We start from the raw sequence: 14522 nt of genomic DNA, 5'->3' as shown, positions 1-14522 counted from the left end.
CGTGGGTCGTTTGTTAGGATCGCGCCTCCTCCATCCGCGCTCCTGCCGCCTTGAACCGCTTCGTGCCGCTTCTTCGAGACGCGTGGCTCCGTTGCCGCGCCCGCGTCGCACCGCTGGCCGCCGCCAGCCGCGCGCGCATCCGCGCGCTGTGCGCCGGCGCGTGGCATCGCCTGCGCCATCCGACGCGCCGCGGCGTCGCGCTGACGCTCGCCGCGATACCGATGGCCGGCCTGCTGGTGCTGCTCGCGTTCGTGCCGTTCACGCCGAGCATCGGCGACATCCGCAAGGCCCGCATCGACCGCCCCGCGCGCGTGCTGTCGGCCGACGGCCAGGTCATCGCCGAATTCCGGCCCGTCAACCGCGAATGGGTGCCGCTCAAGCAGATCTCGCCGCACATGGTCGACGCGCTGATCGCGACCGAGGACCACCGCTTCTACGCGCATCACGGCATCGACTGGCGCCGCACGCTCGCGGCCGGGCTGCATACGTTCTCGGGCAGTCGCCAGGGCGGCTCGACGATCACGCAGCAACTCGCGCGCAACCTGTACCCGGACGAAGTCGGCCGCGCACCGACGCTCACGCGCAAGGTGAAGGAGCTGATCACCGCGTTCAAGATCGAGACGGTGTACAGCAAGGACGAGATTCTCGAGACCTACCTGAACACCGTACCGTTCCTGTACAACGCATACGGCGTCGAAATGGCCGCGCGTACCTACTTCGGCAAATCGGCCGACCAGCTCGACATCGTCGAAAGCGCGACGCTCGTCGGGATGCTGAAGGGCAACAGCTACTACAACCCGGTGCTGAATCCGGAACGCGCGGTCCAGCGCCGCAACATCGTGCTCGCGCGGATGGCGGCGATGGGCATGCTGTCGCCGCGGCAGCTCGCGCAATTGCAGCGCCGGCCGCTGCGCGTCGACTTCGAGCCGCAGACCGCTCAGCCGGGCCCGGCTCCGCACTTCGCGGTGCAGCTGCGCAAGTGGCTGATCGCCTGGGCCGACCGCAACAACTACGACCTCTACTCGGACGGCCTCGTCGTGCGCACGACGCTCGATGCGCAACTGCAGGACATGGCGACGCAAGCGCTGACGCAGCAAACCGATCGCCTGCAGGCAGTCGCGGACAGCGCATGGCGCGGCCCGTCCGGCTGCGGGCTGCGCAACGACCTGTTCCGCGGCTTCATCCGGCAGACGCCCGACTATCGCGACGCGCGCGCCGCAGGGCTCGCCGATGTCGCCGCGCTGAAGCAGCTCGGCGCGAATCGCGCATTCATGCATGCGTTGTGCGAACGCAAGACGCAGGTGCAGGCCGGCTTCGTCGCGATCGACCCGCGCAACGGCGCGATTCGCGCATGGGTCGGCAGCCCCGACTTCGGCAGCGAGCCGTTCGATCACGTGGTGCAGGCGCGGCGCCAGCCGGGTTCGACGTTCAAGCCGTTCGTCTATGGCGCCGCGTTCGCGGACGGCATGCGGCCGGGTGACACGTTCGTCGATCGCCCCGTCGCGATCCCGACCGGCACGCACGCGGTGTGGCGTCCGACCGATGCCGAGCCGCCGACCGACGCACCGATGACGCTGCGCGACGCGCTCGCGCTGTCGCGCAACCGCATCACCGCGCAGGTGATGCAGCGCGAAGGCGCGGCCAGGGTCGCGCAGCTCGCGCGCGCGATGGGCGTGCGCGAAAGCCCGCTCGACGCGGTGCCGTCGCTCGCGCTCGGCACGAGCCCCGTCACGCTGAAGGAAATGGTGTCCGCCTACGGGACGATCGCGAATCGGGGCGTATACGTCGCGCCGCAGATGATCACGCGCATCGAGGACCGCGACGGCAAGGTGCTCGCCGCATTCAACAGCGCACCGCCCGAACGCGCGTTGCCGGTGGCCGCCGCGCAGACGCTGGTCGACGTGATGCGCGGCGTCGTCGATTACGGAACCGGCGAGGACATCCGTTCGCGCTACGGAATCCGCATCGACGTCGCGGGCAAGACCGGCACGACGCAGGACAACACGGACGGCTGGTTCATCCTGATGCATCCGCAACTGGTGGCCGGCGCGTGGGTCGGCTTCGACGACGGCAACGTGACGCTGCGCAGCGACTACTGGGGCGCGGGCGCGCACAGCGCGTTGCCGATCGTCGGGGCGTTCTACGATGCGGCACTGCGTACGCGCGCGATCGATCCGCGTGCGCAGTTCTCGCCCGACTTCCGGCCGCGCAGCGCACCGGCGCCGGCGCCGAAGCGGCGTCCGCACCCCGGCCTGTTCGACTGGCTGAGGTTCTTCCGCTGAACGTCGTGCCTGCATGCCACGCCGGCATGCACGCCAGCGGCCCCGGCTAGCGCCGCGTCGTCGTCGCGTGCCCGTCCGCGTACAGCCATACCGGCACGCCGTCGTCGCGCAACGCGGCGACCGGTTCGCCCATGCTCCAGTTCTGCGCGACCTCGGCACGACGGACGTACCACGGCATCAACGTCGTGTGCCCGGCAGCGGCATCGGGATCGTCGTCGAACAGCGCATCGTCGCCGATCCGCGTGTAACGCGCCGGATGCAGCACGGTGCCGTCCGCGCGAAACACCGTCGCCCGCACGTCGTCACCGCCCTCGTCCTTCACGCAGGCCAGCCAGCCGTGATCCGCACCCCAGAACAGGCCGGCCACGTCGTCGTAGCGCCCCTGCACGACCGTCGCGCCCGTCTCGAGATCGCAGATCGCAACCTTCACCGGCTCGCCCGGCAGCACGCCGATCGCGTACCGCGTGAACAGTTCGCCCGGCACGGCTTCGTCATCGGGTAACCACGGCAGCGCCCCCATGTTGACGAAATCGAACGGCGTCAGCACGTGGCCCTGCCCGTCGACGATCGCGCAACGCCCGTCGTCGCGCCGTACGACATGGCGGATCGCACCAAGCTCGGACAGCATGTCCGTCCGTTCGTCGTCGGTCAGCGTGGCGATTTCCGCGTAAAACGGCTCGACGACGACCCGGCCTTTCGCATCGACCAGGCCCACATGGCCGTTGCGTCGCGCGAGGAAGGCGCCGCATTCGGACGACCATTCGAGCGCGGCCCACTCGGGCGGCGCGCGCCATTGCCCGTCGCGCCCGATCAGCCCCCACTGCTCGCCTTCGGATACCGCCGCGACGGCGCCGTTCACGAATTCATGTGCATCGTCGAAGCGTGGCGGAATCACCCACGCACCGTGCGTGTCGACAAAGCCCCAGCGGCCGTCCAGGCTCGCGGACGCAACCCCGCCGGTGAATTCGCCGAAATCGTCGAGCGACGGTTCGAGCACCCACGTGCCGTCCGTGCCCACGAGCCCGAACCGCTCGCCGACGCGCACGCACGCGACGTCGCCGCTGAAATCCCACACGGCGTCGAACGCCGGTTCGCGCACGATCCGCATCTCGTCGCCATCGCCGTCGACGTCGCCATCGGCGAACAGCAGGCCGACCTTCCCGTCGCGCGCGGCCCACAGCAACCGGCGATCGCGCGCGCCGCTCGTCCACAGGTTCGTCCACTCTGGCGGCACGATCACGTGCCACGCGTCATCGACTTCCCGCCGCACGCCCCACAGGCCGTTGCGCGCGCGAAAGCTGAACGTGCCGTAACCGAGCCAGTTGCCGTGCACTTCGCCGGCGTCGAACATCTCGGCAAACGCCACGCCGCGCGGCGGCTCCTGTCGCTGGAAATAGTAATGCGACACGCCGCCGAACCCGAAGCCCCACGCCCAGTCGCGCCAGTCGGCGGGCGTATCGATCTCGAGCACGTCGCGCACGCCGCGCACGTCGCGGAAATCCATGCAGTTCGCGACCCGCCACCACAGGCGCGTGCAGTTGTCGCGTTCCTCGCGGATGAATTCGTCCGGATCGCCGCCGTCGAGCCATGACAGTTCGTCGAGATTCGCGGACAGCCGCGGTGCGCCGTGCGCATCGCCGAACGCATCGATCGACTCGCCGAGGTGACGCACGAGCGCATCGAACTGGCGCGCGAGTGCCGGATCGTCGCCGGGCAGCGGATACGCGACGACGAACGACGCGAGCCGGCTGAGTCGCGCATGCGCCGCGCGCGCATCGCTGGCGAGGTTCGGCGTGCCGGCGTCGCCGAACACGCGCTGATCCGTTATCGCGTCGCTCGCGCCACCGTCGGCGAGCAGCACGCGCCACAGCAGCGGAAAGTGATTGTTGGATTCCGCGAACTCGATCGTTCGCGCGTCGTCGCCGTCACCGGCCTGGAGATAAAGCCATGATCGATTGCCCATCGGAAGGGTCGCCCTCGTCGTTGTGTCGTTGTGTCGTCGTGTATCGCGGAACGTCGGCTCGCACGCCGTCAGCGTGCCGCGGCCGGCGGCGAATCGCCGCGGCGCGCGACCCGATACAACTCGATACCGTCGACCTGGAAGCCCTGCACCCTGCGCAGCAGGACGCCCGTGGTCGAATGCTTCGTGGTGAAGCTGTTGCCCGTGATCGACGTGACCTGATACGGCGAGCCGATCGGCATCTTGATCAGTTCGCCGCCCGGCACCTCGAGCACACAGGCGCCCGGCGGCGCCTTGTCAGGGCCGTCGGTTTCCAGCTCGGCTTCCTGCGTCGGTGCCGTTTCGGCACTCCACTGGCCGGCGTCGCGCCCGCGCAGCACGATCTTGCCGCCCACTTTCTCGACGCGCAGCGTCGCCGGCTTGCCGGCGGCCGGCGCGTAATCGCCGAGCAGCCCGTCGCAGGCACTGCCGGCTCGCGCGGACATCGAGACGAACAACATCAGACACAAAACAGGAATGCGCACGGCGGCCCTCTCAGGATTCGAATTATTGTCGGACGCCGGCGCGGGCGCGCACGGCGGCAGCGACACGACCGGGTGCCGCCGTGCGCCAATATAGCGAACGCGACCGACCTACGCCAGCCCGCAAGGCTGGCAGGTCGCGCCCGGCGATGCGAAGCCATGACGGGATGCGTGCGCGGCATCGCGCCTGAACGATGCGCCGCCTTAGTCCACCTGGACGAAGCGGCCCGCCCCCGCGCCGCGCACCATCGCCGTCATCGTCCATCGATGCCGGAGGCCGCATGACCGCAAGCGCTGTCGAGATCGCGAACCTGCTGTACCGCTACGCGGCGTTGCTCGACGCCGGCGACCTGCCGGGCATGGCGGCGCTGTTCCGGCACGCGCGGATCAAGGTCGCGGAAGATGCGCCGACGATCGGCGCCGATGAATTGCTCGCGCTGTTCGACGCGCGCGTGAAACGCTACCCGTGCGGCACCCCGCGCACGAAGCATGTGATCACGAATCCGGTCATCGAGATCGACGAAGCCGCGCAGCGCGCGACGGCTCGCTCGTACTACACGGTGCTGCAGGCCACCGAAGGCTTTCCGCTGCAGCCGATCGCGGCGGGCCGCTATCACGACGCGTTCGAGCGCGTCGACGGCGCGTGGCGTTTCGCGTTTCGCGACTACACGCTGTTCGATCTCGCGGGCGACCTGCGTTTCCACCTGAACGAAGTACCGGCCGGCTGACGCGCCGGCCGGCCGATGTGGCAGGCAACGCGCTCAACCGGCCGCGAGCGTCGCGGCCAGCGTGTCGAACTCCGGCGCCCACGCCGCACGCCACGCGGCCTTCGTCGCATCGTCGACCCACGCGCCGTCGATCCCGTTCAGCATGAATTGCTTGAGATCGGCGACCGTAAAGCCGAAGTGGCTGAACATCAGCTCCCACGCCTCCGACGGGTTGACCTTGTGCAGCGTCGGATCGTCGGTGTTCGGATGGATCTTCAGCCCGAGGCCCGGCATCTTGCGCATCGGATGCCGTTCCGCCCATTGCTCCGGCGGCAGCGTGCGCAGGTAGTACGAATTCGTCGGCACGACGGTGAAGACGATCCCGCGTTCCGCGTAGCGCGCGCACAGCTCGGGGTTGTCGACGATCGTATAGCCGTGATCGACGCGATCGACCTGCAGCAGATCCACGGCCGTCTCGACGTTGCGCCACGGCATCCCGAACTCGCCCGCATGCGCGGTCGTGCGGAAACCGGCCGCGCGCGCATTGCGGTAAGCCTTCCAGAACAGCTCCGGCGGCCGGTCGTTCTCGCGATAGTCGATCCCGAGCCCCGCCACTTCGTCCGCGCGATGCGCCTTCATCCATTCGACGATCGCCACGGCCTCGTCCGGATCCTGCTCGCGGTCGATGCTCGGGATCAGGCGCGCGCCGATTCCGAAATCACGCGCGGCGTCGCGGATCGCCGTCACGATCGCGGCCTGCGCGTCCGCATACGCGATCCCCGACACCCGCACCGTGCCCGTCGGATTCCAGAAGCATTCCGCATGCCGCACGTTGTGCGCGGCCGCATCCTCCAGATACTCGTAAGCAATGCGCCGCAGATCGTCGGGCCGCGTGAGCAGATACTTGTCGAGCGCGCGCAGCACGTGCAGCACGCCGACCGGCTTCTCGCCGCGCGCATAAAACGCGTCGATCTCCGCGCGCTCGATCGGCGCGCCGCTGCGTTCCGCGAGCGCGACGAACGTGTCGTGCCGCACCGCGCCGAGCAGATGGCAATGCAGCTCGACCTTCGGCAGCGCGTGGAAGAAGGCCCGATGGGCCGGCGTGATCTCGATGCCCGTGCGCGCGGCCGGGACGTTACCTGGTGTTGCCTTCATTGCAGTCTCGTTTTGGGTAGTGCCGATACGTCGCGAAAGCCGTCTCTCAGTGCGGCTTCACGACGGTCCAGAAGTAATAGCCGAGCGGCAGCGCGAGCACGACGAGCCCCCACGACACGTCGCGCCGGCGGCCGGCCAGCAGCTTGACGAGCACGTAGCACAGCAGCCCACCTGCGATGCCGGTGCCGAAACTGTTCGACATCAGCGTGAGCAGCACCATCGACATCACGGGCAGCGCATCGGTGAAGTCGTCGAAATGCGTATGGCGGATCGTTGCGAACATCGACAGCCCGATCAGGATCAGCGCCGGCGCGGTCGCCTCTTTCGGGATCGCGAGCGCAACCGGCACGAACAGCAGCATCGCGGCGAACAGCACGGCCGCGGCCAGCGACGACAGCCCGCTGCGGCCGCCGGCCTCGACGCCTGCCGCCGATTCGATCAGCGCGGTCAGCGCGGGAATGCCGAACACGGGCCCGATCGTCGCCGCGAGCGAATCGACGAGGAACGGCCGGTTGATGTTCGGCAGGTTGCCCTGTTCGTCGAGCAGGTTCGCCTTCGCGCCGACCGCGAGCGCGGTGCCGAGCGTCGAGAAGAATTCCGCCGCGAAGAACGCGAACAGGTACGGCGCGGCCGCGAGGCTCAACGCGCTGCCGATGTCGAGCTTGAACGCGATCGGCGCGATGCTGTGCGGCAGCGACACGAACGACGCGGGCAGATGCGTGACGCCGAGCGGCACGCCCGCCGCTGCCGCGACGAGGATCGCGATCAGGATCGCGCCGGGCACCTTGCGAGCCTGCAGCACGATCGCGACCGCCAGGCCGATCAGCGCGACGAGCGCACCCGGCCGCGAGAAATCGCCGAGCGCGAACGCGTTGGTCTTCGCGTTCGCGACGACCATCCCCGCATTGCGCAACCCGAGCATCGTCACGAACAGCCCGATCGACGCGCCGAGCCCCAGCTTGATCTGCACCGGTATCAGCTTCATCACGACGCCGCGCGCACCGAGAATCGTCAGCAGGAAGAACAGGATGCCGGACACGCACGCGATGCCGAGGCCCGTCTGCCAGCCCACATGCTCCGTCGTCGCGAGCGTCACGCCGATGATCACCGAGCCGCCGATGCCGGGGCCGACCAGGAACGGCAGGTTCGCGTAGAGCCCCATCAGCGTCGTGAACAGCACGAACACGACGATCGTCGCGGTCGTCGCCGCGCCGCGCTCCATGCCGCCCGTCGCGAGCAGCGACGGGATCACGACGAGCAGGTACGCGGCCGCGAGAAACGACGTGACGCCCGCGATCGTCTCGGTGCGCACGCTCGTGCCGCGCGCGGCGAGCGCGAAGCGGCGTTCGAGCCAGTTGGCCGGCGCGCGCGCCGGCATCGTGTCAGTCGCTGACATGGTGGTTCTCCTGTGATTCCGAATATTGTCCTGTGTCGATGCACGCAGCGCGGTCTTATACTGCCGCGTACCGCACCCCGACCGTTATTGCCCGATGTCGTCCGACCGCTCGTCGCTGCTGCCCGCGCTCACGCTGCGGCAGGTTCAGCACTTCGTCGTGCTCGCCCACGCACGCAGCTTCACGCAGGCCGCGCAGGCGCTGTCGCTCACGCAGCCCGCGCTCACCGCGTCGATCCGCCAGATCGAGTTCCTGCTCGGCGGGCGCCTGTTCGCGCGTTCCGCGCACCGGCTCACGCTCACCACCGCTGGCGAAGCCGTGCTGCCGCTCGCCGAACGCCTGCTCAACCAGGCACGCGGCACCTTCGACGACATGACGCGGCTCATCGGCGAACGCATCCAGACCGTGCGCATCGCGTTCATCCCGTCGGTCGCCGGCCGCCTGCTGCCCGCGCTCAACGCACTGCGCGATGCCCACCCGACGCTGCGCTTCACGCTCACCGACCTGCCCAACAGCGCACTCGTCGAAGCCGTGCGCGACAGCGTCGCGGATCTCGGCATCGGCGTACGCGAACCCGACAGCGACGACGGCACGCTGCGCTACCGGCAGCTGTTCGAGGACGAGATCGTGATCGTCGTGCGGCACGACGATCCGCTCGCCCGCGCGAAAAGCGTCACGTGGGCGAAGCTCGTCGATCGCGAGCTCGCGGTGTTCGTGCGCGGCAGCGTCAGCGAATCGCTGCATCGCACCGGCGGCGCCGAGAAGCTGCGCCTGAACGTCACGTACCGGATGGAATACACCGAGCCGCTCTACGCGCTCGCGCGCAACGGCCTCGCGACCGCCGTGCTGCCGAGCCTCTATACGATGCATCTGCACGATCCCGAACTCGTTGCGCTGCGCGTCGACAAGCCGCGCGTCACGCGCGCGATCTCGCTGATCTCGCTCGCCGCCGACGATCGCGGCCCGCACGTGCGTACATGCCGCGAGTGGATTGCGAAGCACATCTGATTACGTCGGCCGAATGCGGTTCGCCGTTCGCCGCATGAGCGCCCGCGCTCAGGGCAGCTTCGCGATACGCTCGACGAGCGTCGCGTAGAAGCGGTCCGCGTCGACCTCGTTGATCCACGTCGCGTTCGCCGCGCGGCCGCTGCGCCCGTTCCAGTCGACGACGGTCTCGCCGAGCGTCCACTGCCCGGTCGTCTCGACCATCACGTTCACCTTGCGCCCGCCGAACAGCGTCGGATCGACGAGGTAGCCGACCGCGGTCGGGTCGTACATCGGTGCGTCCTCAGCGCCGCGCCGCTTCTTGTTGTATGCGAGTTCGGCATCCATGATGTCCGCGACGATCGCGCCGCAGCGGTTGCCGAGCGCACGGAACGGCGCGACGCGCGCCGGCGTGATCGGCGCCTTCACCGCGACATCGCGCGGCAGCACGACGATCGGCACGCCGCTGCCGAACACGACTTCGGCCGCCTGCGGATCGACATAGATGTTGAACTCGGCGGCCGGCGTGATGTTGCCGCGCTCGAAGAACGCGCCGCCCATCAGCACGATCTCGCGTAGCGCACCGCGAATCTGCGGCGCCTCGACCAGCGCGGTCGCGACGTTCGTCAGCGGGCCGAGCGCGCACAGCGTCACGCTGTTCGGCGCCGCGCGGCTCAGCGTATCGACGAGGTACGACACCGCGTGGCCTGCCGCGAGCGGCGCGCGCGGCTCGTGCAGTTCGACGCCTTCCAGCCCCGTCTTGCCGTGCACGTTCGCGGCCGTCACGAGCTCGCGCACGAGCGGCCGCGGGCAGCCCGCGTAGACCGGCAGCGTCTTCGTGCGGCCGGCCCAGTCGCGGATGATCCGCGCATTGCGTTCGGTCAGGTCGAGCGGCACGTTGCCCGCGACGGCGGTCAGCGCGCGCACGTCGAGGCGGTCCTGCGCGCCCAGCGCGAACAGGATCGCGATGGCGTCGTCCTGCCCCGGGTCGGTATCGATGATCACCGTGCGGCGCGCGGCGTCGCCGCCGGCGGCGAACGCGCCCGTTTCGGGCAGCAGCGCGGTGCCGGCCAGCGCGGCGGACAGTTTCAGGAAGGTGCGGCGGGATGCGATCGGATGGGTCATGGTCGGGCGCTCAGAAAACGTGCCGGACGCCCAGCGTCGCCATCATCTGGCGCGTGCCGGTCGAGCGCGCATACGCGAAGATCTGCGCATGGTCCGCGTCGCCGGCCGCCTGCTGCGCGATCACCGTCAGCGCGACGTCGGTGCGTTTCGACAGGTAATAATCGGCCTGCAGGTTCACCTGGTGCCATTTCGGCCGCTTGTCGATCACGTCGTACTTGCCGTTCGTGAACGCATACGCGGCGCCGAGAAAGAGCTGCGGCGTCATCGTGTAGACGACGTTCACGCCGAGGTTCTGCAGGTGCAGGTGCGAATTGTCGAGGTAATCGTAGCGCACGTCGGTAAACATCGCGGCGAACTGCGCGCGGCCGATCGTGTAGAAACCGCCGGTGCCCGCGATCCGCTGCCGGCTGGCGTAAGCCGCGGGCGTCATCGCGCTCTTGCTGAAGATCAGCAGCGGCGACGCGTAGTCGTTCGCGATCGCGCCGTCCTGGTTCGTCGCGCTGTAAGGGTGGTTGTACTGCGCGTAGACCGCGCTCCAGCGCAGCGGGCCCTGCTCGTAGCCGAGCCCGAAGCTGTAGGCGCTGTTGTTCGCGAAACCCGTCGCGTTGCTGAAGCCGTACAGCGCGGTGAATTTCAGGCCGTGGTACACCGGGCTCACGTACTTCACCGAGTTCTGCACGCGGATGTCGTTGTAGCCGTTGTCGTTGTCGCCGATGTTCACGCCGTTGCTCGCGATGATCACGGGCCCGATGTAGTCGTGGATCGCGTCGTACTGGCGGCCGAACGTCAGCGAGCCGTAGGTGCGGTCGGCAAGGCCGACGTAGGCCATCCGCCCGAACTCGCGGCCGTTCTGCGCGGCCGTGCCCGTCATCACGTTGAAGCCGTTCTCCAGCTGGAAGATCGCGGACAGCCCCTGCCCGAGATCCTCCTTGCCCTTCAGCCCCCAGCGCGGGTTCTGGTTCGTGCCGGACAACGCCTGCCAGGCGTTCTTGCCACCCTGGTTGGTCGCGAACCCGACACCGGCCGAGATAAGACCGTACAGCGTGATGCTGCTTTGCGCACAGGCATGCGTCGCGAAGGCGCCGAGCATCGCGAGCGGGGCGAGCTTGTAGAGAGTTTTCATGCGGGTCGTGTGATCGGTGGTGGTCCAGGCGCGGCAGGGTTCCGCGAAACTGGCCTCGACTATACGAACCCGGATCGGATAATAAAAGTTTGCTTTTCTTATGTATCAATAAAAAGGATTTATTCTCATCCTGGCATCGCCTGCAGCCGTCAGCCCCGCGAACCGGCGGTCAATCCGCCGTGTCGCCGCCCTTCGGCACCTTCGACCACGCATTGCGCCCCGGCATCGGCGCCCAGGCCGGGCGGGTCTTGCGTGCGCTGTCGACCACGACCAGATAACGGCCCGCGATCGGCGTGATGTCGCGGTCGCGACGCAGCACCCACAACGACTTGCCGGCCTCGACACGCGCCTGATAATCGTCGTCGAGCAGGCCGTGACGATCGAAGAACGTGTTCAGCGACGCGGGAATCCGCACGCAGCCCTTCGAGTGCCGGATACCGAGCAGCGCTTCGAGCCGGTCGGGATCGGTCGCATGCATCTGGAAGCGCATCGGCGACACACCGCCCTTGCCCCAGCCGCGCTCGCCGTCCACCCAGCCGAAGTCGTAGATGCGCATGTCGCGGCGGCCGTAGCCGCGAATGCCGTTCTCGTTCGTCGTGCCTTCCGCGCGGAAATCCATGTTGTCTGGCGAGTGATGGAACACGCCGAGCGGCGTCAGGAAATGGTCGTACTTGCCCGGCAACCCGGTGCCGACCGGCGAAGCGCCGATCATCAGCCACGCGTTGGCTGGCGTTGCACGGAAGTAGATGAAGAGCGCCTGCACGTTCGGCGCGCGGTCGACCATCGCGACGTATTCGCCGGCGAGGTCGCCGAGTTCCGCATCGGCGAGCGCCTCCTGGAGCCGCTGGCCGTAGTCGCGCTGCTCGCTTGCGGGCACGTTCAGGCGCCGCGTGACTTCCTGCGTGAAGCGCTTGCGCATGTCGACCGCGCGCGCCGTCGCATTTTTTGCTTCTTCTGCCGATAGCGGCGGATGCCGGCGTGGCGGTGTCGGCGCGGGTGCTTCGGCCTCGCTCGCGGCGGTGGCGGAAGCGGGCGCAGCGGCGGAAGCGGCTGACGCGACGTCGGCAGCGGAAGTGCCAGAAGCAGTCGATGCACCCGATGCCGCGCTGGCAGGCTCCGCATGACGCTCGTGCGACGCTGCAGAAGCGGGCTGTACGGCCGACGCCCCCGACGACGCATGCGCAGGCGAGCCTCGTTGCGCATGAGACACCACCGACGCGGGCGGCGCAACTGATGAGGATGACGGAGCAACGGACGACGAAGGGCCGGACGCGGCAAACGCAGGCGGCCCGACAAGCACGGGAACGATCAGGGCAACAGCGAGCGACACATACGCGGCGACTGTGCGGGTACGGCAACGCGACTTCGAAATGGGCCGCGTCAGGCTGAAAGGCATCATACGTTCGAAGCCATCGGCCGATCCGGCCGCCGCATGCTGCAGTTGCGGGCGGCGCATCTTCCGCGCGAGCCATCGACACGTCCAGCGCATCGTGTGCGCCCGGCGCCGACGCCTCTTCGCGGCGGAGCCGTTCGCCGATGCAACGCGTACGGTCCGATGGCGGCTAATGAGTCGTCAGGCCCTTCATTCTACGCGTCCGCGGAGGAATCTTCAGCGAGGCAAGCCGCAGTTTTACGGGGATTTGCGCTTCGTCACGCTTTGTTTCAACTCGTTGCCGCACGCATCTTTCGATGCATGGCAATCTCGTTGGTTGCACATTCGAGTCCGACAAAAGGCGCTGCTTTTTCGCCGCGGTGCGATGGCTTCGCCGAATCGATTCGGAAACCGGATCATTCCCGACAAGCCGTACGCACCGGCCGCGCAGTGCGATGCGATCGCACGGCACGCATGCAGCACGAACCGTGCGACACGCGTGCACGATCACCGGTCACTTCGAGATGGCTTCGAGCGCGATACCCTTCGTGCGCGGCCCCATGAGCCCGATCGCGGCCATCACGATCACCATCGCGCCCGCGATGAACGCGAACACGCCGAAGGTGCCGAAGCCCTTCAGCACGGCCGCGATCACGAACGACGAGAAGATCGCCGAGAAGCGGCTCCACGAATAGACGAAGCCGACGGCCCGTGCGCGGATCGACGTCGGGAACAGCTCGGCCTGATATGCGTGGAAGCTGTACGACATGATGTTGCTGGCGAGCGTGAGGCCGATGCCGAGCACGATCAGGAATGCGCCGACCGTCGTCTGGCTGAACAGCAGCCCGCACACGACGATCGCCGCCGCCATCGCGACGATCACCGACTTGCGCTCGAAGCGGTCGGCGATCACGAGGCCGATCAGCGGGCCGACCGGCGCGGCGAGCGCGATCACGCTCGAATACATCAGGCTCGACGTGATCGTGATGCCCTGCTTGATCAGCAGCGTCGGCACCCAGTTCGCGAAGCCGTAGAAGCCGACCGTCTGGAACACGTTGAAGATCGTCATCATGATCGTGCGGTTGCGATACGGCTGCACCCACATGTCGCGGAAGCTGCCGCGCGGCGGCACGGGCTCGGCGGGCGCCGGCGGCGGCAGCGGCCGTCCGTATTCGGCTTCGACCTTCGCCTCGAGCGCGCGCATGATGCGGTCGGCTTCGTCGACCCGGCCCTGCTGCGCGAGCCAGCGCGGGCTTTCCGGCAATTCGCGGCGAATCCACCACACGAACAGCGCGCCATGCGCGCCGATCAGCACGACCCAGCGCCAGCCATCGAGGCCGAACGGCGCGTGCGGCACGAGCAGGTAGGCGAGGAACGCGACCACCGGCACCGCGACGAACCCGACCGCCTGCTCGCATGCGAACGCACGGCCGCGGATCTGCTTCGGCACGAGTTCGGAGATGTACGTGCCGATCGTCACCATCTCGACGCCGAGGCCGAGACCGACGACGAAGCGCCAGAAGTTCAGCCCGGTCGCGGTGTCCTGGAACGCCATCACGACGTTGGCGGCCGTGTACCACAGCAGCGACCACGTGAAGATCGCGCGGCGGCCGAAGCGGTCGGCGAGGAAGCCGCACGCGATCGTGCCGATGAAGAGCCCGGAGAACAGCGCTGCGATGAAGCTCGCGACGCCCGTGGTGCCGAACAGGCCATGTGTCGTCGCCGACAGGATGCCGCTTTTCACGAGGCCCGGCGCGACGTAACCGCTGTACAGCAGGTCGTAGAGCTCGAAGAAGAAGCCGAGGCTCAGCAGGACGACGAGCTTCCAGACGGCACGCGTGGGCGGGAGGCGGTCGAGGCGGGCCGAGATGGAGCCGGGGTCGACGGGAGGGGATTGGG

The 14522-nt window shown here is 68.3% G+C and carries 11 protein-coding genes; 3 read left to right on the top strand and 8 right to left on the bottom strand.

Annotated features, from left to right (window positions below; genetic code table 11):
• The first annotated feature begins 50 nt into the window (after nt 1–50).
• Entirely contained in the window at nt 51–2282 is a 2232-nt protein-coding gene (locus DPV79_RS31805; protein WP_113047319.1) for a penicillin-binding protein 1A, read from the top strand.
• A gap of 46 nt (nt 2283–2328) precedes the next feature.
• On the opposite strand, the gene DPV79_RS31800 is transcribed toward DPV79_RS31805, so the two are convergent.
• Together DPV79_RS31800 and DPV79_RS31795 are read right to left on the bottom strand one after the other, a co-directional pair.
• A complete protein-coding gene (locus DPV79_RS31800; protein ID WP_113047318.1) occupies nt 2329–4245 on the bottom strand; it encodes a WG repeat-containing protein in 1917 nt (638 codons plus the stop codon).
• 68 nt (nt 4246–4313) lie between these two features.
• Nucleotides 4314–4727, bottom strand: coding sequence for a hypothetical protein (locus tag DPV79_RS31795; protein WP_225740393.1), 414 nt, complete (start codon nt 4725–4727; stop codon nt 4314–4316).
• Nucleotides 4728–5044: 317 nt separating this feature from the next.
• On the opposite strand from DPV79_RS31795, the gene DPV79_RS31790 reads away from it, so the two are divergent.
• Complete coding sequence (locus tag DPV79_RS31790; RefSeq protein ID WP_060068376.1) at nt 5045–5491, top strand: nuclear transport factor 2 family protein; 447 nt, start codon at nt 5045–5047, stop codon at nt 5489–5491.
• A 33-nt stretch (nt 5492–5524) separates the two neighbouring features.
• Here DPV79_RS31790 and add read toward each other — a convergent pair whose 3' ends face one another.
• Together add and DPV79_RS31780 are read right to left on the bottom strand one after the other, a co-directional pair.
• Nucleotides 5525–6625 carry an adenosine deaminase gene (gene add, locus DPV79_RS31785; RefSeq protein ID WP_059685316.1) on the bottom strand — a complete coding sequence of 367 codons (1101 nt, stop codon included), beginning with the start codon at nt 6623–6625 and terminating at the stop codon, nt 5525–5527.
• A gap of 46 nt (nt 6626–6671) precedes the next feature.
• Nucleotides 6672–8021 (bottom strand): NCS2 family permease, encoded by a 1350-nt coding sequence (locus DPV79_RS31780; protein WP_021161168.1) that lies wholly within the window; start codon nt 8019–8021, stop codon nt 6672–6674.
• Nucleotides 8022–8115: 94 nt separating this feature from the next.
• Between DPV79_RS31780 and DPV79_RS31775 the strand changes: the two genes are divergently transcribed.
• Nucleotides 8116–9027 (top strand): LysR family transcriptional regulator, encoded by a 912-nt coding sequence (locus DPV79_RS31775; protein WP_021161167.1) that lies wholly within the window; start codon nt 8116–8118, stop codon nt 9025–9027.
• A 48-nt stretch (nt 9028–9075) separates the two neighbouring features.
• Here the strand turns inward: DPV79_RS31775 and DPV79_RS31770 are convergent, their stop codons facing one another.
• From DPV79_RS31770 to DPV79_RS31755, 4 genes are all read right to left on the bottom strand, one after another.
• On the bottom strand, nt 9076–10128 hold the full coding sequence (locus DPV79_RS31770; protein ID WP_059486959.1) for a nucleoside hydrolase: 1053 nt from the start codon (nt 10126–10128) through the stop codon (nt 9076–9078).
• Nucleotides 10129–10138: 10 nt separating this feature from the next.
• Nucleotides 10139–11251, bottom strand: a complete 1113-nt coding sequence (locus DPV79_RS31765; protein WP_048025427.1) for a porin — start codon at nt 11249–11251, stop codon at nt 10139–10141.
• Nucleotides 11252–11420: 169 nt separating this feature from the next.
• Nucleotides 11421–12740 carry a hypothetical protein gene (locus DPV79_RS31760; RefSeq protein ID WP_113047317.1) on the bottom strand — a complete coding sequence of 440 codons (1320 nt, stop codon included), beginning with the start codon at nt 12738–12740 and terminating at the stop codon, nt 11421–11423.
• Between the two features lie 397 nt (nt 12741–13137).
• The coding region (locus tag DPV79_RS31755) for an MFS transporter (protein ID WP_113047316.1) at nt 13138–14522 on the bottom strand (1385 nt) is incomplete at its 5' end.

Source organism: Burkholderia reimsis (genome assembly GCF_003294055.1).
In the GTDB taxonomy this organism is placed as follows: domain Bacteria; phylum Pseudomonadota; class Gammaproteobacteria; order Burkholderiales; family Burkholderiaceae; genus Burkholderia; species Burkholderia cepacia.
This window is presented reverse-complemented; position numbering and strand designations above follow the sequence as displayed.